The organism is Selenomonas sp. CM52, assembly GCF_000292955.1.
In the GTDB taxonomy this organism is placed as follows: domain Bacteria; phylum Bacillota; class Negativicutes; order Selenomonadales; family Selenomonadaceae; genus Selenomonas.
This window is the reverse complement of sequence record NZ_ALNM01000043.1, coordinates 1-22,148: the sequence shown is the minus strand read 5'-3', so window position 1 is coordinate 22,148 and position 22,148 is coordinate 1. Positions and strand designations below refer to the sequence as shown.

Sequence of the window (22,148 nt, the reverse complement as noted above, 5' to 3'; positions counted from 1 at the left end):
CGGCATGGTTTTGCGCCATGCCGTTTTTTATTGGAAATATGCAGATTCCTTAAATTTTTTCCTTTTGCCAAGCAGGGAAATCGACGCCTTTTCCCGAAAGAATATAATATTCAGTAATCCAGTAAACCATGAAGTCATAAGGCAACGTATTCAGCAAGAAGAGGTGGCAGTTATGAAAATCAGCAACAAGGGTTTCGGCGCGTATGACATCCGTGGAATTTATCCGGAGGAGGTCAATGAGGAGCTTGCCTATCGCATCGGGCGCGTTTTCGTCGATCTCTTCCATGCGAAGAAGGTCGCAATCGGGCACGATATTCGTCTTTCCGGGCCTTCGATTCGTGACGCTCTTGCGAAGGGGCTGACGGAGGCGGGCGCCGATGTCATGGACATCGGGCAGTGCGGCACGGAGATGATCTATTTCACGACGGCGCACTATGGGCTGGACGGCGGCATCATGATCACGGCGAGCCACAACCCGAAAGAGTACAACGGCATGAAGTTCGTGCGCAAGGAATCGCGCCCGATTTCGAGCGATACGGGACTCAAGGACATCGAGAAGGCTGTGATGGAGGGCGATTTCAAGCCACTTGATCGCCCGAAAGGGAAGATTGAAGAGGTCGATGTGCTCGACGAGTATGTCAAGCACATCCTGACATACGTCGACCTCAAGGCGCTGAAGCCGTTCAAGATCGTCGTCAATACGGGCAACGGTGCGGCAGGGCCGATCATCAACGCGCTCGAAAAGCATCTGCCCTTTGAGATGGTCAAGGTGTTCAATGAGCCGGATGGCAACTTCCCGAACGGCGTACCGAACCCGATCCTGCAAGAGAATCGCGAGGCGACGGCGAAGGTGGTGCGCGAGTCGGGCGCTGCCGTCGGCATCGCTTGGGACGGCGACTTCGATCGCTGCTTCCTCTTCGACGAGAAGGGCGGCTTCATCGAGGGCTACTACATGGTTGGCTTCCTCGCGCAGGCGTTCCTCAAGAAGAACAAGGGCGCGAAGATCATCTACGATCCGCGCCTCGTCTGGAACACGATCGAAATCTGCAAAGAACTTGGCGGCGAGGCTGTGATGTGCAAGAGCGGCCATGCGTTTATCAAGGACAAGATGCGTAAGGTCAATGCGGTTTACGGCGGCGAGATGAGTGCACACCACTACTTCCGCGACTTCTCTTATTGCGACAGCGGCATGATTCCGTGGCTCTTGGTGCTCGAACTGATGAGCGCTGCAGGAAAGCCCTTGTCCGAACTTATGGCGGAGCGCATGGCGCGCTATCCGATCTCGGGCGAAGTCAACAGCAAGGTTGCCGATGCGCATGCCGTGATGAAGAAGGTCGAGGAAATCTACGGCGGCAAGGGCAAGGTTACGAAGGTGGACGGACTCTCCGTCGAGTTCGCGGACTGGCGCTTCAACCTGCGCATGTCGAACACGGAACCGGTGATCCGTCTCAATGTGGAGACTCGTCATGATGAAAAATTGATGAAGGAAAAGACGGAGGAACTCCTCGCTGTCATTCGGGGGTAATGATGACGAAGCAGAAAATCCGCAAGGCGATCATCCCTGCAGCGGGTCTTGGCACGCGCTTCTTGCCGGCGACGAAGGCGCAGCCGAAGGAGATGCTGCCCATCGTCGATACGCCGGCCATCCAGTTCATCGTTGAGGAGGCTGTCGCCTCGGGCATCGAGGAGCTTCTGATCATCACGGGACGCAACAAGCGCTCGATCGAAGATCACTTTGACCGTTCCCTGGAGCTGGAGATGCAACTCAAGGAGCACGGCAAGTATGACATGCTCAAGATGGTTGAGGAGATCTCGGACATCCAGATCCACTTCATCCGGCAGAAGGAGGCGCGCGGGCTCGGCCATGCCGTGCTCTGCGCACGCCAGTTCGTTGGTGATGAGCCTTTCGCCGTGCTCTTGGGTGACGATCTCGTCGACGCGAAGGTGCCGTGCCTCGCGCAGCTCATCGACGTCTATGAGGATTACGGCGGCAGCGTGCTCGGTGTGCAGCAGGTGCCGCAGAGCCAGGTTTCGCGCTACGGCATTGTCGCCCCGCACAAGGTGAAGCCGAATGTTTGGCAGGCGGTCGATCTCGTGGAAAAACCCGAGGCAGAAAAGGCGCCGTCGCGTCTCGCCGTGCTCGGTCGCTATGTGCTGACGCCGGCTATTTTCGACATCTTGGAGCATACGAAACCGGGTGCGGGAGACGAAATCCAGTTGACGGACGCCATCTGTGAGCTTGCGCGCAAGGAAAAGGTCTACGCCTATCGTTTCGAGGGAAGGCGCTACGACATCGGCGACAAGGAAGGCTTCTTGGAGGCGACGGTGGAGCAGGCTTTGAAACGGCCAGAGATCCGCGACGACTTCATGGCGTATCTCGTACAAAGGATCGGGCCTTTGCTCCGACAAAAGATGGAAGAAGATGCGGAGTAATTGCCTAAGTGGGGATTGTTCTTTTTCCAGTGGTGTGCTATACTGTAAGTATTAAGTTCTGATGTGAGCCTTGGTCTCAAATATGACTGATGGCATGGGGGGGTTGATGCTCGATGGGGTTGAAGTTGAAGTCGGGATTCCTTTTTGACTACGATAATCTCTATGGCCCGGGCAAGGTGACAGAGACTGATGTCAAGGAAATGGCGGACAGGATGAAGAAGGCGCATGAGGCGATGAAAGTCATGCGCTCGACGGGTGTCATTCGCGGCCATCTGTCGAAGGACGGCACGCCCGAAAAGGTGCTCTTCTCCGAGCTGCCGTATGTCGCCGACGGGCATTTGAACTCGCCCGCCTCGCTCGCGCGCCTGAAGGAATTGACGGCGCATGTCAAGAATCATACGGACGCCGTCATCTCGCTCGGGATCGGTGGCTCCTATCTCGGCAACAAGGTACTTTTCGATGTAGAGTGCGGTGCCTACTGGAACGAGAGGACGGAAGAAGAGCGCGGCGGCTTTCCTAAGGTCTATTTCAGCGGCAACAACATTGACCCGCGTGCGACGGGCGATCTTCTCCGTTCGCTCAAGAATCAGGCGAAGATCGCCAGAAGCCACAAGAAGCGTGCGCTTCACGTGATGCTCCTCGTGATCTCGAAGTCGGGCGGCACGCTTGACACGATGTCGAACTTCATGGTAGTCTACAAGGCACTGCGAGACGATGCGGATATCGAGGTCGAAGTTGTCGCCGTGACCGATCCGAATGAAGAGAAGCCGACGCTTTTGAAGAAGCTTGCGAAAGATAAAGGCTGGCAGACGTTCGCCGTGCCCGACGGCGTGGGCGGACGCTTCTCGATCTTCTCCGAGGTCGGGCTGTCGCTCGCGGCCTGCATCGGCTTCGACATCGAATCGTTCCTCGCGGGTGCTCGTGCGATGGACGAGGCATGCCAAGCGGACGACGTATGGCAGAATCCGGCGATGCTCAATGCGGTCTTGAAGTTCATCGCTTCCGAGAAGTATGGGCGAGACATCGAGGTCATGATGCCCTATGGCGACTACATGAAGTCGGTCTCCGAGTGGTACATCCAGCTCTTGGCGGAGTCCTTGGGCAAGGAGGTCGATCGCGAGGGCAATGAAGTCTGCTACGGCAGGACACCCGTCGTCGCCGTCGGCACGACGGACATGCATGCGCAGACGCAGCAGCATCAAGAGGGCAAGCGCAACAAGGTCGTGCAGTTCATCCGCTTGGAAAAGTGGGCGGACGACCTCGTGATCCCGAACGAATTTCCCGATGTGAAGAAGCTGGCGGACATCTCGGGGCTGACGATGGGCGAGGCACTTGAGGTCGCACGTCAATCGAACGCCGACGCGCTTGCCTCGAATGAACGCTTCAATGCGCTGTTCTCGCTGCCCGAACTCAATGCCTTCCATCTGGGAGAATTGCTTTATCTCTTGGCTCTGAGCATTGCCTACGAGGGAGAGTTTGCCGATGTCGACGCGTTCAATCAGCCTGGCGTTGAGTCGTACAAGCGCATCATGGGGCCGAAGCTCGAAGCGCTCAAGGCGGCGAAAAAGTAGCTGGGGCATATTGCAAAGTAAAGGATCATAAAATGACGGAAGCTCTGCGAGGATCTTCTTGGAGAGAGCTTCCGCAAGACATAGGGAGCATCGACGGATCGGTGTTTCCGTCGTATACTCGCAAGAGGCGAGATCAACAGCTCTGCGGATTCTGGCAAGGAGGAAGCGGGGCTGTTTTATTCCTTGGAAAACGGGAATTTATTCGTGATTCTCTTGAAAGGAGGTGATAGAGAATGCTGAAAAGGGATGAGAGAAAATCAGGAGAAGAGATGAAGGAGAATACGGGCGTGCGTGAAGTTTTGGCGGACGGTTGGTTTACCGCCTTGCGCGAACGTCTTGTCGGCACTGGTGAGGATGTCAGGCTGCAAGGGCGGCGACCGATTCTTCTCGCGGCTCTTCTTGTCGCCGTGGGCGCGTGGTTCTTTGTTGAAGGGACGGAGCCGGAGGAAGGCGTGTTCGTCGCACCGCCCTCGGCAGCGGTGTCTCAGGCGCCGTTGCGTGAGGATGTGACGGGAATGAAGGAGGCGCAGAATAAAAAGGCGTTGGCCGATCCGTTCGCACTGCTTCATGGTGAGGAACAGGCGACGGTTGCGGCGATGGCCGCTGTCGGCGGCGGTGACGAACGGTGTGCTGCCGCGCTGAACCGTGCGACGGACAAGAGCGGTAGCGATTCGAGTGCAGGCGGGCGCCAGAATGAGAAAACTGCGGCCTCGCCGAACGGTGTAGCAGTGGGGAAGACCGCCAGTGCTGCTGTGCCGCAGGTGCGTGGTACGGTGACGAGCAATGTCGGAACCGTGCTGTTGCTCTCGGTCGGCGGACACGATTTTTTCCTCGCTGAGGGCGAGGAAAAAGAGGGCGTGCTGCTGCAGTCGCTTTCGGACAAAAGCGCCGTCGTCGTGGTCGGCGGCAAGTCGTACACACTGAACCTTCCCGGATGAATCTGCTCGATGCAGTTCGGGAAAAATAGCGTCTAAGGGATGAGCTGGGAGAGGATTGTTTGTGCTCCAAGGAGGGAGTTCGATATGGGCAGCTTGCCGAGAGTCGGTGCATTTTTCCTTGCCGCATGGTTTGCCGGCTCTTCACCGGCATCGGCTTCTCCCTTGACGCTTGAAGTTGTTGATGCGGATGTGACGGCGATTCTGACGTCCATTGCCCGGCTTTCGGGACTCGACCTCATACTTGACGATTCTGTGAAAGGACGCATCAGCCTCAGCCTCAAGGATGTTGAGCCGGAAGAAGCACTGATGCTCATCGGCAAGGCGAAAGGGCTGGTAGTGCAGCATGAGGGAAAAGTCCTTCTCGTGCGCGCGGCGAAGGAGGCAACGCCTTTTTACCGCATGCACGTGCTGCCCGTTCGCTATGCGGATCTTGATACGGCTTTCGCTGCCGTAAAATTATCTTTGGGAGAAGCAGGAATTTTCGCGATAGACGAGAATAAGAAAAATGGGAAGGAAGATATAAGCGAGCAGGGGCTTTACCGAACGGGAGAGCGGCTTTTGATTGACCGTGCGACAAATGCCCTGCTTTTCTATGGAACAGAAGAGGAGAAGGTACGCGCTGAGGCTGTGCTGCATTCGCTCGATGTGCCTACCGAGCAGGTATCTTTGGAGGCGCGTGTCGTCGCATTGGAGAAAAACGCGGCGAAGGAACTCGGTGTAGACTGGGATTGGTCGCCGCTGCCCATCGATTCGCACGGCACGGCGAAGGGCGGCTCGGAGGGTGGAAGAAGAGGCATCGATGGTGAGGTGCCGGGCGTCATCCGCTTCGGCAGGACGCCCGAAGGAAAGCCCTATGAGTTCTACTATCGGGCGAAGATCGCGGCACTCGTCACGGATGGCAAGGCAAACGTCTTGGCACGTCCGAACATCACGACGCTGCAGGGCAGGGAAGCCGTGATCAACATCGGCGGTTCCGTGCCCGTGCCCGAGACGCAGACGACGAATTCTACGGTGACGACCTCGATAACGTATAAGAAGGCGGGCATCATCCTGCGCTATACGCCGCGCATTCATGAAAACGGCGAGATCACGGCGCGGGTTCACACGGAGGTCAGTTCTCCTGTCTACGTCGACGCCCTCAAGGCGTACAAGTTCCAGGAGCGCTCGGCCGATACGACCGTGCGCTTAAAAGACGGCGAGACCATGGTCATTGGCGGGCTCATCGGCAGCGAGGAATCGCGCGTTTTTGCAAAGGTGCCGCTCTTGGGTGACATCCCCATACTTGGCGCATTCTTCAAGAGCGTGCGCCACACGAAGACCGATTCGGAAATCATGATATTTTTGACCGCGCACATCTTGCGCGATACTTTTTCTCCTGCCGAAGGAACGGCGGAATCAGAGCGGAAAGGAAAGGATGTTTGGCAATGACAATCAAGATCTTGATCGCGGACGACCATGCGCTGCTTCGGCAGGGGGTTAAACGCGTGCTGAATTTCGAAGACGACCTGGAGGTCATCGGCGAGGCGGAGGACGGGCAGGAGACGCTTGCCAGAACCCTCGTTCTGCAGCCCGACGTGCTGCTCCTCGACCTCAATATGCCCGGGCTGTCGGGTCTTGAGGTGGCGTGCCAGCTCCAGGCGGCGAAGTCCAAGACCAAGATCATCGTGCTGACGATTCACGACAGTGACAATTATGTACTTGAACTCTTGAAAAACGGCGTCCTCGGCTATCTCCTTAAGGATGTCGAGCCTTCGATGCTCATCAAGGCGATTCACGTCGTCAACGAGGGCAATGCTTTCGTCTACCCGTCTCTCGCCGAGCGTCTCTTCGGCGGCGTCGCCGAGGATGAGAACATCAACGAGAAGGCGCGCACGATGTGGCGCGAGAGCCGCTCCGAGCGCTTAACCTCGCGTGAGATGGACGTCTTGTCGTGTATTGCCAAGGGCTTCAGCAATCAGGACATCGCGCAGGCGCTCTTCGTCAGCGAGAAGACGGTCAAGAACCATCTGACGAATATCTTCCGCAAGCTCAACGTCAACGACCGCACGCAGGCTCTGATCTATGTCTTGAAGCATAAGATCATGACGCTGGAATGAGCAGCAGGCATTTTCGGCCGATGCATACGGAGCGTATGCATCGGCCTTTTTATGATAATTATTATCTACAAGGACTTTTGCTTTATGGGATTGACATTTATGATAAAACCACCTAAAATGAAAGGAAATAAATCCCGAGTAAAATACCATGAAACCTTTAGAAGACGCTACCTTCTTGAAGGCGATTGAACATAATGCGTTGCACGGCGGCGAATTGCCAAAAGATTCCGTGCGGAAGAAAGGAGCATCATCATGTCGGATGCATTGCTGAACATCAAGAATCTCTCCGCAGGCGTGGAGGGAAAAGCGATATTAAAGAAACTCAGCCTGACGATCAACAAGGGCGAGGTACATGTGATCCTAGGGCCGAACGGCTCGGGCAAGTCGACGCTCATGAACGTCATCATGGGTCATCCGAAGTACGAGGTGACGGCGGGCGATATTTCTTTCGAGGGCAAGAGCCTACTGGAAAAGAAGACGTTCGAGCGCGCGAGGGAAGGTCTCTTCCTCTCGTTCCAGACGCCCGAGGAGATCCCGGGCATCACGGTCGAGAACATGCTTCGGACGGCGAAGCAGGCGGTGACGGGCGAGAAGGTCAAGATCATGGCTTTCAAGAAGGAACTCAAAAAGACGATGGAAGAGCTGAAGATCGATCCTTCGTATGCCGAGCGTTACATGAACGTGGGCTTTTCGGGCGGCGAGAAGAAGCGCAATGAGATCCTGCAGCTTTTGATGCTCGCGCCGAAGCTCGCGCTGCTCGATGAGACGGATTCGGGACTCGACGTCGATGCCGTACAGATCGTTTCCTCGGGTATCGAGAAGTACCATACGGCGGACAACAGCTGCCTCATCATCACGCACAACTCGAAGATTCTGGAAAAGCTCAAGGTCGACCGCGTGCATGTCATCATCGGTGGCACGATCGTCGAAGAGGGCGGCCCCGAACTCATCGACGAGGTGAACCGCCGCGGCTTCACGCACATCCTCGACGACGCTGCGGCAAAGTGAGGTGGGCGAGATGGCAAAGAAGAAAACCTTTGTGGAGGACATCGAACGCACGCTCTACGACATCAAGAACCACGACGTCCCCGTCTACAAGGCGCAGCAGGGGCTGACGGAGGACATCATCCGCGACATCGCGAAGCAGAAGCACGATCCCGATTGGATGCTTGAGTTCCGCCTGAAGTCGCTCGAGACGTACAACAAGATGGCGCTTCCCTCGTGGGGGCCGGATCTCTCAGAGCTGAATATGGATGAGATCGTCACCTACGTGCGCCCTGATGCGAAGATGACGGGAAACTGGAAGGAAGTTCCCGAGGACATCAAGGATACGTTCGACCGACTCGGCATCCCCGAAGCGGAGAAGACGTCGCTCGCGGGCGTCGGCGCACAGTACGATTCGGAAGTCGTCTACCACAGCATACAGGAAAGCCTCGTGAAGCAGGGCGTCGTCTACACCGATATGGAAACGGCGCTCGTCGAGCACGAGGAGTTGGTCAAGAAGTACTTCATGAAGCTCGTGCCGCCGAAGGATCACAAGTTCGCGGCGCTGCACGGCGCCGTCTGGTCGGGCGGCTCCTTCGTCTACGTGCCCGAGGGCGTCAATGTGGAGATTCCATTGCAGTCGTATTTCCGGCTCAACGCGCCGGGCGCGGGGCAGTTCGAACACACGCTGATCATCGTGGAAAAAGGCGCGAACCTGCACTTCATCGAGGGCTGCTCGGCGCCGAAATACAATGTGACGAATCTCCATGCAGGCTGCGTCGAACTGTTCGTCAAGGAAGGGGCACGGCTTCGCTACTCGACGATCGAGAACTGGTCGCGCAACATGATGAACCTCAACACGAAACGCGCCCTCGTTGAAAAAGACGGCCTGATCGAGTGGGTCTCCGGCTCTTTTGGCTCGCACGTCTCCATGCTCTACCCGTGCAGCATTCTGCACGGCGAGCGCGCACGCTGCGAGTTCACGGGCGTGACCTTTGCGTCGAAAGGGCAGACGCTCGACACGGGCGCGACGGTCATCCACACGGCGCCGCACACATCGGCGACGATCAACACGCGCTCGATCTCAAAGGCGGGCGGCAAGGCGATCTACCGAAGCGCTGTGAAGGTAGCGAAGAATGCACCTTTCACGAAATGCTCGGTCAACTGCGAATCCCTGATGCTCGACAGCATCTCGCGCTCCGACACGCTTCCTGCCATGGACATCGAGGGCGATGAGGCGGACATCGGGCACGAGGCGAAGATCGGCCGCATCAGCGACGAGGCGGTCTACTATCTGACGAGCCGGGGCATCGACGAGGAGGAGGCGCGCGCGATGATCGTGCGAGGTTTCGTCGAGCCGATCGCGAAGGAACTGCCTTTGGAATATGCCGTTGAGATGAACAATCTCGTCAATATCGAGCTTGAAGGCACGATGGGCTAAGGAGGGGAAGAATATGCAGAATCAAGAACTTTTCAGCTCCATTCCCATGCGCACTTGGCGCTGGCTCGGCGTCAACGGCGCGGCTCTGCCCGCAGGGCTCGATGTCGCCGAAGTGCAGAAGATCCATGTGAAGGCGGGCGAGAAGAAGGAAGCCGTCCAGATCTATCGGGAGGGCGGCCATGCCGAGATCGAGGCGCATGTTGAGGCAGGCGGAACGCTTTCCCTCGTCAAGGTGCAGCTCGTGCCCGAAGGGGAAGACCATGCCGACGACGTCAAGGTGTGCGTCGAAGAGGGCGGCGCATTCTCCTATACGATCTTTGAGGTCGGCGCGAACGAGCTCGTATCGAAGCTTTCCGTCGAGCTTGCGGGAAAGGACGCCGCAGCGGATATCGCGGCCTTTTACTTCGCTGACAAGAAACGCAAGTTCGACTTCAACTATCTCGTGCGCCAGAGGGGCGAGCATACGGACGCAAATATGCAGGTCAAGGGCGCATTGATGGACGAGGCGCAGAAGGTGTTTCGCGGCACGCTCGACTTCATCGCAGGTTCAGCTGGCTCCGTCGGTCGCGAGAACGAGGACGTCATTGTCCTCTCGCCCGGCGTGCGCAATCGCTCCGTGCCGCTGATGCTCTCAGGCGAGGGTGACGTTGACGGACATCATGCCGTGAGCATCGGCAAGATGGACGAGGCGAAGCTCTTCTATTTGATGAGCCGCGGACTCGATCTCGCCGAGGCGCGGCGCCTCGTCGTCGAGGCCGATCTCTTCCCCGTGCTCGCGCGCATCTCGGACGAAGCGCTCAAGGAGGAGATCGCCGCTTCCATCGAAGGGAGGATCGGAGATGCGGACTGAGGAAGACATTCGCAAGGATTTTCCCTTGCTCACGCACAAGATGAACAATCAGCCGCTCGTCTACCTCGACAACGGCGCGACGACGCAGAAGCCGAACGAGGTCATTCAGGCGATCTGCGGTTATTACGGCGGCTGCAACGCGAACCCGCATCGGGGCGCGTACGCGCTCTCCGTCAAGGCGACGGACATCTACGAGTACACGCGTGCCGCGACGCGCTCCTTCATCCATGCGCGCCTGCCGCAGGAGATCATCTTCACGAAGAACGCGACAGAGGCGCTGAACCTCGTCGCCTACAGCTACGGTCTCGCGAATGTCGAGGCGGGCGACGAGATCGTCATCTCCATCGCCGAGCATCACTCGAACCTCGTGCCGTGGCAGATGGTCGCTCAGGCGAAGGGCGCTGTCTTGAAGTACATGTACCTCGAAAAGGACGGCAGGCTCTCCGTCGAGGAAGCGAAGAAGAAGATTACGAAGAAGACGAAGATTGTCGCCGTCACGGAAGTCTCGAACGTCCTCGGCCTCATCAATCCTGTCAAGGAGATTGCCGCCGTCGCGCACGAAAACGGCGCCGTGATCCTCGTCGACGGCTCGCAGAGCGCGGCGCACATGGCGGTCGATGTGCAGGATATGGACTGCGACTTCTTCGCGTTTTCGGGGCACAAACTGCTCTCGCCCATGGGCATCGGCGTGCTCTACGGCAAGGAGGCCTTGCTCGATGCCATGCCGCCGTTTTTGCGCGGCGGCGACATGATCGAGTATGTCACCGAGCAGGAGACGACGTTCGCCGAGCTGCCGCAGAAGTTTGAGGCGGGCACGCAGAACGTCGGCGGCGCAGCAGGCCTTCGCGCCGCCATCGAATACCTCGAAAAGACGGGCTTCGACACCGTGCGCCGCATCGAGCAGGAACTTGTGAACTACGCGCTGCCCAAATTGCGCGAGATCCCCTTCGTCGAGCTTTACGGCTGCGACGCCGACCCTGCCTTGAAGACGGGCATCATCACGTTCAACGTCAAGGACGTCCATCCGCACGACGTCGCGACGATCCTTGACTCCTTCGGTGTTGCCGTGCGTGCCGGCCACCACTGCGCCCAGCCCCTGATGAAGTATCTCGGGCAGAACGCCACATGCCGCGCGAGCTTCTACCTCTACAATACGAAGACGGATGTTGACCGCTGGATCGAAGCCTTGAAAGAGGTCAGGAAGGTGATGCATCTATGAGCCTTACGGACATCTATACGGAGCTGATCGCCGAGCACAGCCGCTCGACGGAAAATAAGCATGAACTTGCGGGCGCGACGATCAAGGAGCGCGGGCACAATCCCTCGTGCGGTGACGAGATCACGTTGGAGCTCATCGTCGAGGCGGGCAAGATCAAGGACGCTGCCTTCACGGGCGTCGGCTGTGCCATCTCGCAGGCTTCTACCTCAATGATGATCGACCTCGTCAAGGGCAAGAGCGTTGAAGAAGCGCACCATCTCGCCGATCTCTTCATCTCGATGATCAAGGGCAGAAAGCTCTCGGAGGAAGAACTAGAAGAACTCGACGAGGCTGCCGCGCTTGAAGGCGTCTCGCACATGCCCGCACGCGTCAAGTGCGCCGTGCTTTCGTGGCACACGCTTGATACGGCGCTTAAAAAGGAATAAGGAAGAAGCCGCTCCTGCATCGTTTTGATGTCGGGGCGGCTTTTTTCATCGCAATCAAGAAGAAATCGTTTAACAAAAAGCGTGAAAATAACGAAATAAGTAATGAAGTGGGTTCATATCCCATGATATGTTTTTCGGAAAGCCTTGCTTTGGTTAGTAAGGGATTGCCAAGAGGGGGTATAGGCAATGTGGCAGTATAAGGCGGATATTCCCGAAACACACTATCAAAATCAATGCGTCAAGCTTCTCTTGCAAAAGCTCGGCGCTATCTTGTTCAGCTACGAACTGAAGACGGATACGATGTCCTTTCGCTTGGTGCGCGGCGGTATGCAGGCTCGTGAGATCGTGGGTTTTCGCCGCACGATGAACGCCGAGCGGCGTCTGATGGTACATCCGGATTTCCTCGAGCAGATGATCGCCTTCTTCTCGGGCCAGAATACGGAACGCGACAGTTTCCTGCTCGACATGGGGAATCCCCCGACGGGCAAGTACTCGTGGTACAAGTTTGTCATCGAGCAGGAGAACGATGAATACGGACACTTGGGCACCGTGCGCGGCGTCATGTGGCGCACAGACCGCCTGCATGATGCGGCGAAGGAAGGTGGACGCTTCCGCTCCGAACTTGATTCCGTTACGGGCGTTGCTAACGAGAACGGCTTGCTCAAGGAAGCCGACCGTTTTCTTACAGGTGAAGGAAAGAAGGATATCAATGCACTCGTCCTCGTGCGTTTGGATTGCTATGGGGATTTGGAAAAGCGTCTGGGAAAGCGCGGCGCGGAAACGCTTCTCGTGAGGCTTTGCAACTCCATCGGCGGTAAGTTCCGCTCGGGCGATGTGCTTGCGCATCTTGGCGATGGCGCGTTCGCCGTCTTTGTGCGCGATGTGACGAGCAAGCCGCTTTTGGAACTGAACGTCAAGGGCATCGAAGCGATTTTCCGTCCGGGAAATGCGGAATATGGAAAGTACGGCATGAAGTGCCGCATCACGCTCGCCTATTCGCCGGAGGAAGGCATACGCTGCCGCGACCTTCTCAACGCAGCGAGGAAAAAGGCGCCGCTTCTCTGAGTGTGCAGCAGATCAATATGCAGCAAAAAAGCCTGCCCTCCAAAGAGGTGCAGGCTTTATTTTCATGGTGCGATCGGCGCGATTCGAACGCGCGACCCCCTGCTTAGGAGGCAGATGCTCTATCCAGCTGAGCTACGACCGCAGGCAATGTGTATATTCTAGCAGAAGAAGCGCGAATATGCAAGCGTTAAAAGCGGGCAAAGGAACGGGGCGAGATGTTCGGCATGGTTTTTCTGCTCGGAACAGTCAATCATTTTTCCGAAGTGCGTGGTCGACGTCTTCCTGCTTGCCTGCGACAAGGACGGCGGCATTGGCGGCGAGGATGGTTTGGGCGGAGATATTGAGGTCGATGCGGTCGCCTGCTTTGATGCCGAGGATGTTCAGGTGATGACGGCGGCGGATATCAAGCTCGATGATGCTTTTCCCTTCCCATGCTTTGGGCACGGGCACTTCGTAGATGGCGTATTCGTCGCTGAGCGGGAAGTAGTCGAGGATGTGGTTGGAACCGCAGCGGATGGCCGTCCAAAGGGCGAGTTGGCGCTCGGGGTAGACGGTTTCGTCCGCGCCGTTTCGCAGCAGAAATTTCTCATGAATGTCACGCGAAGCGCGTGCTACGACATAGCGAGCGCCGAACTCCTTGAGGAGCGAGGTCGTTTCGAGGGAGCTCTGAAAGTCATCGCCGATGGCGACGATGCAGACATCGAAGCTGGGGATGTCGAGAGACTGCAGAAAGTCTGCATTGGTGCTGTCGGCGATGAGCGCATTCGTCACGAGCGGCAGTATGCGATTTACACGGTCTTCGTCGTGGTCGACGGCGAGGACCGCATGCTGCATGTCGTGCAGCTTTTCGGCAATGTGGCGGCCGAAGCGGCCGAGACCGATGAGCAGGATGGATTTCATGATGTTCCTCCTATCCGATGGTGATTCGTTCCTCCGGGCGGCGTCCGGATTCGTGCCGGCCGCGCGCGTGTGCCGCAAAGATGACCGTGAGGCCGCCGATGCGTCCGAAGAACATTAAAATCATCATGACGCATTTGGAAAGCGGGCCAAGATCCTCGGTGACGCCGATGGAAAGACCGACGGTCCCCAACGCGGAAGCCGTCTCAAAAGCGCTGTCAATCAAGCGGATGTCGTCGATGAGGTTGAGCAGCACGCTGCCGGAGGCAAAAAGCAGCAGATACATCATGAGGATGGTGACGGCGTGACGCTGGGTTTCGGGCGAAAGACGACGAGAGAAGCAGGTCGGATTCTCTTTGAGCTGAAAGGTGGCGATCATGATGGCGAACAAGGTGAAAGCCGTCGTCGTCTTGATGCCGCCCGCCGTGGAGCCGGGAGAGCCGCCGATGAGCATCAGGACGATGAGAGCGGCGCGTCCCGTCTCGCTGAAGTCTTTGATGTCGATCGTATTGTAGCCGGCAGTGCGGGTCGTGACGGATTGAAAGAGGGAGATCAGGAAGTGTTCGCCCGTGGAAACGCCGGGATCAAGCTCGAAGAAAAAGAAGAAAAGCGCAGGAACAAGGATGAGGACTGCCGTCATCGTGAGGGCGATCTTGCTTTGCAGGCTGTAGGCGCGAAAATTTCTGCGGTTCAGACGTATGTCCGCCCAGGTGGTGAAGCCGAGGCCGCCGGCGATGATGAGGAGCATGACCGTGATGTTTACGACGGGGTCGGCAGCGAAGTCCATCAAGGAATTGCCGAAGAGGTCGAAGCCCGCATTGCAGAAGGATGAGATGGAGTGAAAGACGGCGAAGTAAATGCCGCGCACGAGGCCGACTTTTTGGCAAAAAGAAGGGGCGAGGAAGAGCGCGCCGAGAAATTCGATGAAGAAAGTCAAGCGCAGAATGAAGTAGAGGAGCGGCACGATGCCGCCGAGCTGCGGCGCTGAGACAGCTTCCTTGGAAAGGCTGCGCTGCATGAGTCCGATGCGCTGTCCGGAAAGAGCGGCGAGAGAAACGGCGACTGTGATGACGCCGAAGCCGCCGACTTGAATCATGGCGAGGATGACGAGCTGACCGAAAAGCGTCCAGTAGGAAGCGGTGTCCACGGCGGTGAGTCCTGTCACGCAGCTGGCGGAAACGGCAGTGAAGAGCGCGTCCGAAAGGGAGGCGCCCTCGCCGTTTGCCGTTGCCCAAGGCAGCATCAGAAGTCCTGTGCCGCAGAGGATCAGGACGAGGAAACTCAAGATGATGATGCGGAAAGGCGACAGCCTTCGCAAGAGACCGATGATGTTCATAAGACAGCCTCGCTCTATAATAAAGGAATCCCGGATAAATTCAGCTGCCTGTCTTCGCGCATGTGTTTGCCTGCGTTTTTGAAAAGCACGTCCCTATTGTACGCTCCTTTTCTTGTTTATGCAAGGAAAAATACGGAGGCACAAGAGAGCAGGATTATTCTTAAATAATTTTTATTCTCTTATTATCATATCTTTCGTTTTCTGTGGTATAGTGGAGAAAAGAAAGTGCATTTCATGACCTAGAGGGAGGTACCTATGAAAATTCCATCCTTACGCATCATCTGCGCCTTGGGGCTTGCATTTTGTCTGGGCGGCTGCGGGGCGGCGCCCGCAGCGATGGCTGAGATGCCTGAGGAAATCGTGCAGAAGAACACGCCGCAAGAAGGCGAGGCGGAGATTTACCTCGCGGGCGGCTGCTTCTGGGGCACGGAGCATTACTTGAGCCTTGCGCCCGGCGTCATATCGGCGGAGAGCGGCTACGCGAACGGGCGCACGGCGCGTCCATCGTATCGCGAGGTATGCTCGGGCAGCGGTCATGCCGAAGCCGTGCATGTCGTCTATGATCCGAAGGTTCTGCCGCTCGAAAAGCTGTTGGAACTGTTTTACGAGTCCATCGACCCGACGGCGAAGAACCGCCAGGGCAACGATGTCGGTGAGCAGTATCGTTCGGGGATCTACTATGTGGCAAAGAGCGGCAGGGCGCACGGGGAAGTCGCTGTGATCGGCGATTCGCTGCGTCGCCTGGAGGAGAGGTTGAAAAAGCCTATTGCCATAGAGACGGGGCCAATCGTGAACTTTTACCGCGCGGAAGAGGAGCATCAGAAGTATCTCGAAAAGCATCCGGACGGCTACTGCCATATCCCGCTTTCGTTGATGGCCGACATGCGCGGGAAGAGCGAAGCGGCGAAGGAAGGGCAGAAGGAGAAGTCTTATGCGAGGCCGTCGGACGAGGAACTCAAGGAGCGCCTGACGGCGATGCAGTACAAGGTGACGCAGGAGAAGGCGACGGAAGCGCCGTTTCAGAATGAATACGATCATGAGTTTCGCGCGGGAATCTATTGCGATGTGACGACGGGGGAGCCGCTCTTCGTTTCGACGCACAAGTATGATTCGGGCTGTGGCTGGCCGGCCTTCTCGCGTCCGATCGACGCCTCGCTCATCGCGGAGCACGAGGATACGTCGCACGGCATGGTGCGCACGGAGGTCACGGCAGCCAAGAGCGGCGCTCACCTCGGGCACGTCTTTGAGGACGGTCCCAAGGAATTGGGCGGCATCCGCTACTGCATCAACAGCGCTTCTCTGCGCTTCGTGCCGAAAGAAGAGATGGAAGCGCAGGGCTACGGTGCATATCTGCCGCTGCTGGATGAATGATAGGCTGTGAAAAAGGAAGAGCCGGGCGAAGATGGATTTCATCTTCGCCCGGCTCTTTTTGGATGTGCGCCCGGCGGCGCACGTTTCTTTTCAGCCTTGACAATCTTTGGCATAGTGCATACTATGATAGTAGAATAAGGTGAGGAAGCTATAGGCGCGGTGAGGATAATCAAGAAGGACATTCCTGCGGAATATGATATGCTGATTCAAAAATTCCGCTTGATCGACGATACGTTTTTCAACGTATGTTTTGACAACTATGTCGAGGGAATGCAGCTCCTGCTGCGTATCTTCTTTGACCGCGACGATCTCGTTGTCAAGCATGTCGTCACGCAGCAGAGTGCGGATAATCTCTATGGTCGCGGCGTGCGTTTTGATGTTTTGGCGGAGGACAGCGAGGGAAAGCTCTATGACTGCGAGGTACAGCGTGCCAACGAGGGTGCCGCTCCGCATCGGGCACGCTACAACAGCAGCATGATGGATTCGCGGGAACTGGCAAAAGGAGCGGAGTTCTCTGAACTTCCAGAGACATGGGTGATCTTCATTACAGAAAACGACATCTATGGAACGGGTTGTCCGCTTTACCATGTGGATCGAATCATAGAGGAGCTTCAGCGACCGTTTGATGATGGGGCGCATATCCTCTACGTCAATGGTGCGAATCATGATGATACGCCGCTCGGGCGATTGATGCAGGATTTTTTCTGCGAGAATCCAAACAAGATGAATTATAAGGAGCTGGCTGAAAGAGCCGACTATTTTAAGGCAGAAGCAGAGGGGGTACATACCATGTGCGAATTGATGGAGAAATTCGGAGAGAAGAAATTGGAAGAGGGGCGTATGGAATCGGCTCGTCGAACGGCGACGGCTTTAATTGCTTTGGGGAAACTCACACTTTCCCAGATTGCTGAAGCAACACAGTTGCCCCAGGAAGAAGTTGAACGATTGGCAGGGTCAACAGGAGCATAAGAGAAGATCGCTTGTTCCTCAACATTTTGCCCGAGAGAAGGCCACTGGTTGCATTCAGTGTGTGGAATCTCTCGGGTTTTTGTTGCTAAAAATTCCGACCTTCTGGAAACATGAAAACGACATTTATGGAGAGGGGGTTCCTCTGTACCGTTGATGCAGGAAGAGGTTGAATGTTGGGCAGGAACGACCTGCGTATAAGATGAAAACCTGCTGTGTCTCACTTTGAGACATGTTGCCTTATTCAAAACTTCACCCGAGGGAAAATTTGCCAGAGATATCCGGTGTGCGAAATTCTTCGGTTTTCATATTCTATTAAGAATGATGCTTTTATCTGAGGGTTAATTGTAAAATGAAGTTGAACAGCTAAACAAAAACAAAATCCATAGTGACATCCCGTGCTATAATGCTCATGTGCGGCAAAGTAACACACAAGAATTTTGCAGACAGCAGCCCCGATTATTCCGTATCTGTTTATTAAAATTTAGAAAAATTATAATTTCATATTGATTTTTTTCGATTTGAAGCATATACTTAAATCAAGAAATTTGGATTTGAGGTGAGAGCATGGCAACTATTTATGAGGAAAGAGCAAAAATTTTTAAAGCTTTAAGTGATGAGCGTAGATTACGCATTTTAGAACTTTTGCAGAATGGAGAAAAGTGTACTTGCACTTTAACCGATGAAGTGAATATGCCTCAATCTTCGCTTTCCTATCACATGAAAATTCTATGTGAAGCAGGTATTGTGACAGGTCGTGAGGACGGTAAATGGACACATTATCAAATCAGCAAGCAAGGCAGTGAAAAGGTACTGGCTTTATTGAAAGATACGATTGCTATTGACGAAACAAATATGAGTTGTAATAAGTGTTCAAACACCTAAAAGCCGTTCCAATATGGCAACGGTTTTTTTTAGGAATATCAAATCGAAAATTCTTGATTTATAAGAAAGAGAGGTTAGGATATGCAGGCACTAAAAAGTGTTTGGGATTTCTTTCAGAATGAAATCCTCGGTATGAAATGGCTAAACCAACTGATAGGAAATCTGTTAGAAGCGTGTGGTCTATCTACTGAAACTCGGTTAGGGGGAAGCGTTCAGTTTTTCATCTACGACACCATAAAAATTATGCTATTGCTGGGCGTTTTAATTTTGATAATTTCGTATATTCAAAGTTATTTCCCGCCGGAGAGAACCAAAAAGATATTAGGGAGATTTCGAGGAATAGGGGCAAATATGATAGCTGCCCTTTTGGGAACAGTTACGCCGTTTTGTTCTTGTTCGTCCATTCCAATATTTATCGGTTTTACCAGTGCCGGGCTGCCGCTGGGTGTTACGTTTTCTTTTTTAATTTCTTCTCCTATGGTAGACCTCGGCTCTCTTGTACTCCTTATGAGCATATTTGGCTGGAAAGTGGCAATCGTGTATGTTCTGCTCGGACTTATAATTGCTGTTGCAGGAGGGAGTTTAATCGAAAAACTACACCTTGAAAATGAAGTAGAGGAATACATTAAAAATGGAAAATCCGTTGATATTCCGCAGGAAGAATTGCACTTTAAGGATAGACTTCATTTTGCATGGGAACAGGATGTATCTACTGCGAAAAAGGTTGCACCTTATGTCTTGATCGGTGTAGGTATCGGGGCTATTATTCATAACTGGATACCAGAAGAAATCATTGTTAAGATACTCGGAGCTAATAACCCATTTGGTGTAATTATCGCAACTATTGCCGGAGTACCCATGTATGCAGATATTTTTGGAACAATTCCGATTGCAGAAGCACTACTGGCAAAGGGAGCATTGTTGGGCGTTGTTTTATCTTTTATGATGGGCGTTACCACTTTGTCCCTGCCTTCAATGATTATGCTTCGTAAAGCTGTAAAACCTAAACTTTTATGGATTTTTATCGCAATCTGTATGGTCGGAATTATACTGGTTGGCTATCTCTTTAACGCCATTCAGCCAATACTAATTTGAAATGAGGTAGAAAAATACACTGCGAAAATGTAAAAGAATGTATTTGTCCTAAAATATCGTGCCAAAATCATGGGAGGTGTTGTGCTTGCGTCATAAAGCACCGTACAACGGATAGTTTGCCTTATTGCTTGTTCCCGGATAATGGTGGGGATAAAAGTGTTGTGGTCAAGCGTTGTTGTAACACGAGTGTCCAATCAACTTATGTCGAATACCTCGCTTCGAATGGCGTACGATAGCCGTTATAAGAATGTGGTCGTACGGCTTGACCTCTTGGGGCTTCATGGTAAACCAGAAATCCCCCGAAGCGGCATGTTGCCGTGTCGGGGGATTTTCTTTTCCTTCTTACTGCACGTTCATCGAAAGCTCGATGATTTTGTTGGCGAGCTTCGCTTTCTGGAGAACCTCTTCGGTGATGTCGCCGCCGGCTTCGACGATGACGACGCCCGTGTCGGTCGTGATGCGGCGCGATGCCTTCTTGTTGAGCAGGAAGCGGCGATGCCTGTCCTCGGTCGCCTTGGCGGCTGCCTTTTCCGCAGGGTCTTCCGCGGTTTCAGGCGCAGCTGCCGGCTCTGGTGCAGGAGCTTCGGCGGGCGTCTCGGCAGCGGGTTCGGCGACGGATTCGGGCGTCGGCTCTTCCGTCGGCTCTGCCGTGGACATATCAGGAACTGCAGGCGTCTCGGGCGCAGGCTCGGGAACGGACTCGGCAGATGGCTCAGCGGCGGGCGTTTCGGCGAATGTCGGAGCAGCTTCAAAGGCGGGAGCTGCAGGAGCTTCGGTTGCGGGCATGGCAGGAGATGCGGTCGCTGTTACGCTGCCGCTGTCGATGACCGTGACCTGCTTGCCGAAGATGGAAATTTGCTCGGCGGAGATGTTGTCGAGGAAATTTCCCTGCGGGTCGGAAATCTCACACTGCACGACCTTGCCGTCGTCGCCGACGTAGATCTCGCTGACAGAACCTTGGATCGTACCTGCCTTCGTGATCGCCTTCGTGCCGATGATGCGCACGTTCTCGTCGAGCAGGTTCTCGAAGTCGACGGCGTCCTCAAGCGTCAGGATGTTCTCGCTGTTTGTGATCGTGATGGCGTCGGCGCCAACGGCGATGACGCTTTCAAATGGGATGAGCTTGACGCCGCGATACCAGTCGTCATCCTCGATCGTGATGGCGGCGACGGCGCCGTTCTTGGCGTCGATGAGCAGGGTCTTGCTCATGCCGAGCTCGCGGCCCTCGGTGATGCTGATCACGGGCAATCCTAAGATTTCTGCACTTGTCTTCATAGATATTTCCCCCTGTGTGTGATAGGTTTTTCTTTCTCTATATCGGAGTTGTATCCTTATGCCTCTTGAGCGGCGCTTTCGATCTCCGCAGAGATTTCAGGCGGTATTTGCGCAAAGGGCGTATGGGCAATTCCGTGGCTTGCCAAGATATGTTGGACGGTGCGCAGGTAGCCGACACTTCGGTGGAATTCCTGCTGCATGGCAACACTTTTTTGCGTTGCTGGAAGCGTGAGCGCCGCCTCGTAGGTTTCGCTTGCAGCTTCATAATCGCCCATTTCCTTGTAGGTATTGCCAAGGTTGATGGCGATGAACGGTGCGTAATCATCGTTCCAGTAGATGCCGAGCGCCTGCTTGTAGGCGAAGACGGCACGACGGGGGTGATGCTCCCGCGACTCTCTGTCTGCATAGTCGAGATAATCATCCATCGAGTGGAGGCGGCCGACGGCTTCGGTGAGCTCCTTAAGCTCGTCCTTGGCACGCCGGCGTTCTTCTTCGCTGGGCAGTACCGCAGGCTCGAGGTCAAGATCTTCCTCATCGACGGCTTCGTCAGCAGTCTCTTCGGCGGTTGCCTCATCTGCCTCGACTTCGTCAGCCGCTTCTTCAGCATTTGCTTCAGCCGCTTCGCCTTCGTCGGCATCTTCTTCAGCAGTTGCCTCAGTCGCCGCGACTTCGTCAGCCGCTCCTTCGGCAGTTGGCTCAGTTGCCTCGACTTCGTCGGCATCTTCTTCAGCATTTGCCCCAGTTGCCTCGACTTCGTCGGTCGCTTTTTCAGCAGTTGTCGCAGCCGCCTCGACTTCGTCGGTCGCTTCTTCAGCATTTGCCCCAGTTGCCTCGGCTTCGTCGGTCGCTTCTTCAGCATTTGCCTCAGTCGCCGCGACTTCGTCGGCCGCTCCTTCGGCAGTTGGCTCAGTTGCCTCGACTTCGTCGGCATCTTCTTCAGCATTTGCCCCAGTTGCCTCGACTTCGTCGGTCGCTTTTTCAGCAGTTGTCGCAGCCGCCTCGACTTCGTCGGTCGCTTCTTCAGCATTTGCCCCAGTTGCCTCGGCTTCGTCGGTCGCTTCTTCAGCATTTGCCTCAGCCGCCTCGGCTTCGTCGGTCGCTTCTTCAGCATTTGCCCCAGTTGCCTCGACTTCGTCGGTCGCTTTTTCAGCAGTTGTCGCAGCCGCCTCGACTTCGTCGGTCGCTTCTTCAGCATTTGCCCCAGTTGCCTCGGCTTCGTCGGTCGCTTCTTCGGCATTTGCCTCAGCCGCCTCGGCTTCGTCGGTCGCTTCTTCAGCATTTGCCCCAGTTGCCTCGACTTC

20 protein-coding genes and 1 tRNA gene are annotated in these 22,148 nt (G+C 55.2%); 16 read left to right on the top strand and 5 right to left on the bottom strand.

Features of this window, described 5'->3' with window-relative positions:
- The first annotated feature begins 172 nt into the window (after window positions 1–172).
- From HMPREF1153_RS10330 to HMPREF1153_RS10275, 12 genes are all read left to right on the top strand, one after another.
- A complete protein-coding gene (locus tag HMPREF1153_RS10330) occupies window positions 173–1,525 on the top strand; it encodes a phosphomannomutase/phosphoglucomutase (RefSeq protein ID WP_037370580.1) in 1,353 nt (450 codons plus the stop codon).
- Complete coding sequence (galU, locus tag HMPREF1153_RS10325; RefSeq protein WP_009646885.1) at window positions 1,525–2,433, top strand: UTP--glucose-1-phosphate uridylyltransferase GalU; 909 nt, start codon at window positions 1,525–1,527, stop codon at window positions 2,431–2,433. The genes HMPREF1153_RS10330 and galU overlap by 1 nt, the downstream gene beginning before the upstream one ends.
- A gap of 113 nt (window positions 2,434–2,546) precedes the next feature.
- Entirely contained in the window at window positions 2,547–4,004 is a 1,458-nt protein-coding gene (locus HMPREF1153_RS10320; protein WP_009646896.1) for a hypothetical protein, read from the top strand.
- A 233-nt stretch (window positions 4,005–4,237) separates the two neighbouring features.
- Window positions 4,238–4,942: a hypothetical protein gene (locus HMPREF1153_RS10315; protein WP_009646895.1), complete on the top strand. Its 705-nt coding sequence runs from the start codon at window positions 4,238–4,240 to the stop codon at window positions 4,940–4,942.
- A gap of 84 nt (window positions 4,943–5,026) precedes the next feature.
- Window positions 5,027–6,370: a type II secretion system protein GspD gene (locus tag HMPREF1153_RS10310; RefSeq protein WP_009646888.1), complete on the top strand. Its 1,344-nt coding sequence runs from the start codon at window positions 5,027–5,029 to the stop codon at window positions 6,368–6,370.
- Complete coding sequence (locus HMPREF1153_RS10305) at window positions 6,367–7,038, top strand: response regulator (RefSeq protein WP_009646904.1); 672 nt, start codon at window positions 6,367–6,369, stop codon at window positions 7,036–7,038. The genes HMPREF1153_RS10310 and HMPREF1153_RS10305 overlap by 4 nt, the downstream gene beginning before the upstream one ends.
- A 252-nt stretch (window positions 7,039–7,290) precedes the next feature.
- Window positions 7,291–8,046 carry a Fe-S cluster assembly ATPase SufC gene (gene sufC / locus HMPREF1153_RS10300; protein WP_009646899.1) on the top strand — a complete coding sequence of 252 codons (756 nt, stop codon included), beginning with the start codon at window positions 7,291–7,293 and terminating at the stop codon, window positions 8,044–8,046.
- Between the two features lie 10 nt (window positions 8,047–8,056).
- Entirely contained in the window at window positions 8,057–9,463 is a 1,407-nt protein-coding gene (gene sufB / locus HMPREF1153_RS10295) for a Fe-S cluster assembly protein SufB (protein ID WP_009646892.1), read from the top strand.
- Window positions 9,464–9,476: 13 nt separating this feature from the next.
- Window positions 9,477–10,313, top strand: coding sequence for a SufB/SufD family protein (locus tag HMPREF1153_RS10290; RefSeq protein WP_009646889.1), 837 nt, complete (start codon window positions 9,477–9,479; stop codon window positions 10,311–10,313).
- On the top strand, window positions 10,303–11,532 hold the full coding sequence (locus tag HMPREF1153_RS10285) for a cysteine desulfurase (protein ID WP_009646897.1): 1,230 nt from the start codon (window positions 10,303–10,305) through the stop codon (window positions 11,530–11,532). Before HMPREF1153_RS10290 ends, HMPREF1153_RS10285 begins: the two co-directional genes overlap by 11 nt.
- Window positions 11,529–11,957, top strand: a complete 429-nt coding sequence (gene sufU / locus HMPREF1153_RS10280) for a Fe-S cluster assembly sulfur transfer protein SufU (protein WP_009646890.1) — start codon at window positions 11,529–11,531, stop codon at window positions 11,955–11,957. Before HMPREF1153_RS10285 ends, sufU begins: the two co-directional genes overlap by 4 nt.
- 186 nt (window positions 11,958–12,143) lie before the next feature.
- Window positions 12,144–13,022, top strand: a complete 879-nt coding sequence (locus tag HMPREF1153_RS10275; protein WP_009646893.1) for a diguanylate cyclase domain-containing protein — start codon at window positions 12,144–12,146, stop codon at window positions 13,020–13,022.
- Window positions 13,023–13,087: 65 nt separating this feature from the next.
- On the opposite strand, the gene HMPREF1153_RS10270 is transcribed toward HMPREF1153_RS10275, so the two are convergent.
- The 3 genes from HMPREF1153_RS10270 to HMPREF1153_RS10260 all read right to left on the bottom strand — a co-directional run bounded on the left by HMPREF1153_RS10270 (window position 13,088) and on the right by HMPREF1153_RS10260 (window position 15,255).
- A tRNA-Arg gene (locus HMPREF1153_RS10270) sits at window positions 13,088–13,164 on the bottom strand.
- A 104-nt stretch (window positions 13,165–13,268) separates the two neighbouring features.
- Window positions 13,269–13,922 carry a potassium channel family protein gene (locus tag HMPREF1153_RS10265; RefSeq protein ID WP_009646898.1) on the bottom strand — a complete coding sequence of 218 codons (654 nt, stop codon included), beginning with the start codon at window positions 13,920–13,922 and terminating at the stop codon, window positions 13,269–13,271.
- Window positions 13,923–13,932: 10 nt separating this feature from the next.
- Complete coding sequence (locus HMPREF1153_RS10260) at window positions 13,933–15,255, bottom strand: TrkH family potassium uptake protein (protein WP_006190600.1); 1,323 nt, start codon at window positions 15,253–15,255, stop codon at window positions 13,933–13,935.
- Window positions 15,256–15,510: 255 nt separating this feature from the next.
- On the opposite strand from HMPREF1153_RS10260, the gene msrB reads away from it, so the two are divergent.
- From msrB to HMPREF1153_RS10245, 4 genes are all read left to right on the top strand, one after another.
- A complete protein-coding gene (msrB, locus tag HMPREF1153_RS10255) occupies window positions 15,511–16,626 on the top strand; it encodes a peptide-methionine (R)-S-oxide reductase MsrB (protein ID WP_009646878.1) in 1,116 nt (371 codons plus the stop codon).
- 159 nt (window positions 16,627–16,785) lie between these two features.
- Window positions 16,786–17,595, top strand: coding sequence for a PD-(D/E)XK nuclease family transposase (locus tag HMPREF1153_RS10250; protein WP_009646879.1), 810 nt, complete (start codon window positions 16,786–16,788; stop codon window positions 17,593–17,595).
- A 564-nt stretch (window positions 17,596–18,159) separates the two neighbouring features.
- Complete coding sequence (locus HMPREF1153_RS12470) at window positions 18,160–18,477, top strand: ArsR/SmtB family transcription factor (protein WP_037365557.1); 318 nt, start codon at window positions 18,160–18,162, stop codon at window positions 18,475–18,477.
- Window positions 18,478–18,558: 81 nt separating this feature from the next.
- Window positions 18,559–19,572, top strand: a complete 1,014-nt coding sequence (locus HMPREF1153_RS10245) for a permease (RefSeq protein WP_009646883.1) — start codon at window positions 18,559–18,561, stop codon at window positions 19,570–19,572.
- 342 nt (window positions 19,573–19,914) lie between these two features.
- Here HMPREF1153_RS10245 and HMPREF1153_RS10240 read toward each other — a convergent pair whose 3' ends face one another.
- Both HMPREF1153_RS10240 and HMPREF1153_RS12970 read right to left on the bottom strand, forming a co-directional pair.
- On the bottom strand, window positions 19,915–20,847 hold the full coding sequence (locus HMPREF1153_RS10240; RefSeq protein WP_009646884.1) for a PRC-barrel domain-containing protein: 933 nt from the start codon (window positions 20,845–20,847) through the stop codon (window positions 19,915–19,917).
- Window positions 20,848–20,903: 56 nt separating this feature from the next.
- On the bottom strand, window positions 20,904–22,148 hold a 1,245-nt coding region (locus HMPREF1153_RS12970), incomplete at its 5' end, for a tetratricopeptide repeat protein (protein ID WP_009646880.1).

Excerpts from the sequence above, each read along its gene's own strand:
- HMPREF1153_RS10330 (WP_037370580.1), top strand. The coding sequence starts at position 173 with ATGAAAATCAGCAACAAGGGTTTCGGCGCGTATGACATCCGTGGAATT.
- galU (WP_009646885.1), top strand. The coding sequence starts at position 1,525 with ATGATGACGAAGCAGAAAATCCGCAAGGCGATCATCCCTGCAGCGGGT.
- HMPREF1153_RS10320 (WP_009646896.1), top strand. The coding sequence starts at position 2,547 with ATGGGGTTGAAGTTGAAGTCGGGATTCCTTTTTGACTACGATAATCTC.
- HMPREF1153_RS10315 (WP_009646895.1), top strand. The coding sequence starts at position 4,238 with ATGCTGAAAAGGGATGAGAGAAAATCAGGAGAAGAGATGAAGGAGAAT.
- HMPREF1153_RS10310 (WP_009646888.1), top strand. The coding sequence starts at position 5,027 with ATGGGCAGCTTGCCGAGAGTCGGTGCATTTTTCCTTGCCGCATGGTTT.
- HMPREF1153_RS10305 (WP_009646904.1), top strand. The coding sequence starts at position 6,367 with ATGACAATCAAGATCTTGATCGCGGACGACCATGCGCTGCTTCGGCAG.
- sufC (WP_009646899.1), top strand. The coding sequence starts at position 7,291 with ATGTCGGATGCATTGCTGAACATCAAGAATCTCTCCGCAGGCGTGGAG.
- sufB (WP_009646892.1), top strand. The coding sequence starts at position 8,057 with ATGGCAAAGAAGAAAACCTTTGTGGAGGACATCGAACGCACGCTCTAC.
- HMPREF1153_RS10290 (WP_009646889.1), top strand. The coding sequence starts at position 9,477 with ATGCAGAATCAAGAACTTTTCAGCTCCATTCCCATGCGCACTTGGCGC.
- HMPREF1153_RS10285 (WP_009646897.1), top strand. The coding sequence starts at position 10,303 with ATGCGGACTGAGGAAGACATTCGCAAGGATTTTCCCTTGCTCACGCAC.
- sufU (WP_009646890.1), top strand. The coding sequence starts at position 11,529 with ATGAGCCTTACGGACATCTATACGGAGCTGATCGCCGAGCACAGCCGC.
- HMPREF1153_RS10275 (WP_009646893.1), top strand. The coding sequence starts at position 12,144 with ATGTGGCAGTATAAGGCGGATATTCCCGAAACACACTATCAAAATCAA.
- HMPREF1153_RS10265 (WP_009646898.1), bottom strand. The coding sequence starts at position 13,922 with ATGAAATCCATCCTGCTCATCGGTCTCGGCCGCTTCGGCCGCCACATT.
- HMPREF1153_RS10260 (WP_006190600.1), bottom strand. The coding sequence starts at position 15,255 with ATGAACATCATCGGTCTCTTGCGAAGGCTGTCGCCTTTCCGCATCATC.
- msrB (WP_009646878.1), top strand. The coding sequence starts at position 15,511 with ATGAAAATTCCATCCTTACGCATCATCTGCGCCTTGGGGCTTGCATTT.
- HMPREF1153_RS12470 (WP_037365557.1), top strand. The coding sequence starts at position 18,160 with ATGGCAACTATTTATGAGGAAAGAGCAAAAATTTTTAAAGCTTTAAGT.
- HMPREF1153_RS10245 (WP_009646883.1), top strand. The coding sequence starts at position 18,559 with ATGCAGGCACTAAAAAGTGTTTGGGATTTCTTTCAGAATGAAATCCTC.
- HMPREF1153_RS10240 (WP_009646884.1), bottom strand. The coding sequence starts at position 20,847 with ATGAAGACAAGTGCAGAAATCTTAGGATTGCCCGTGATCAGCATCACC.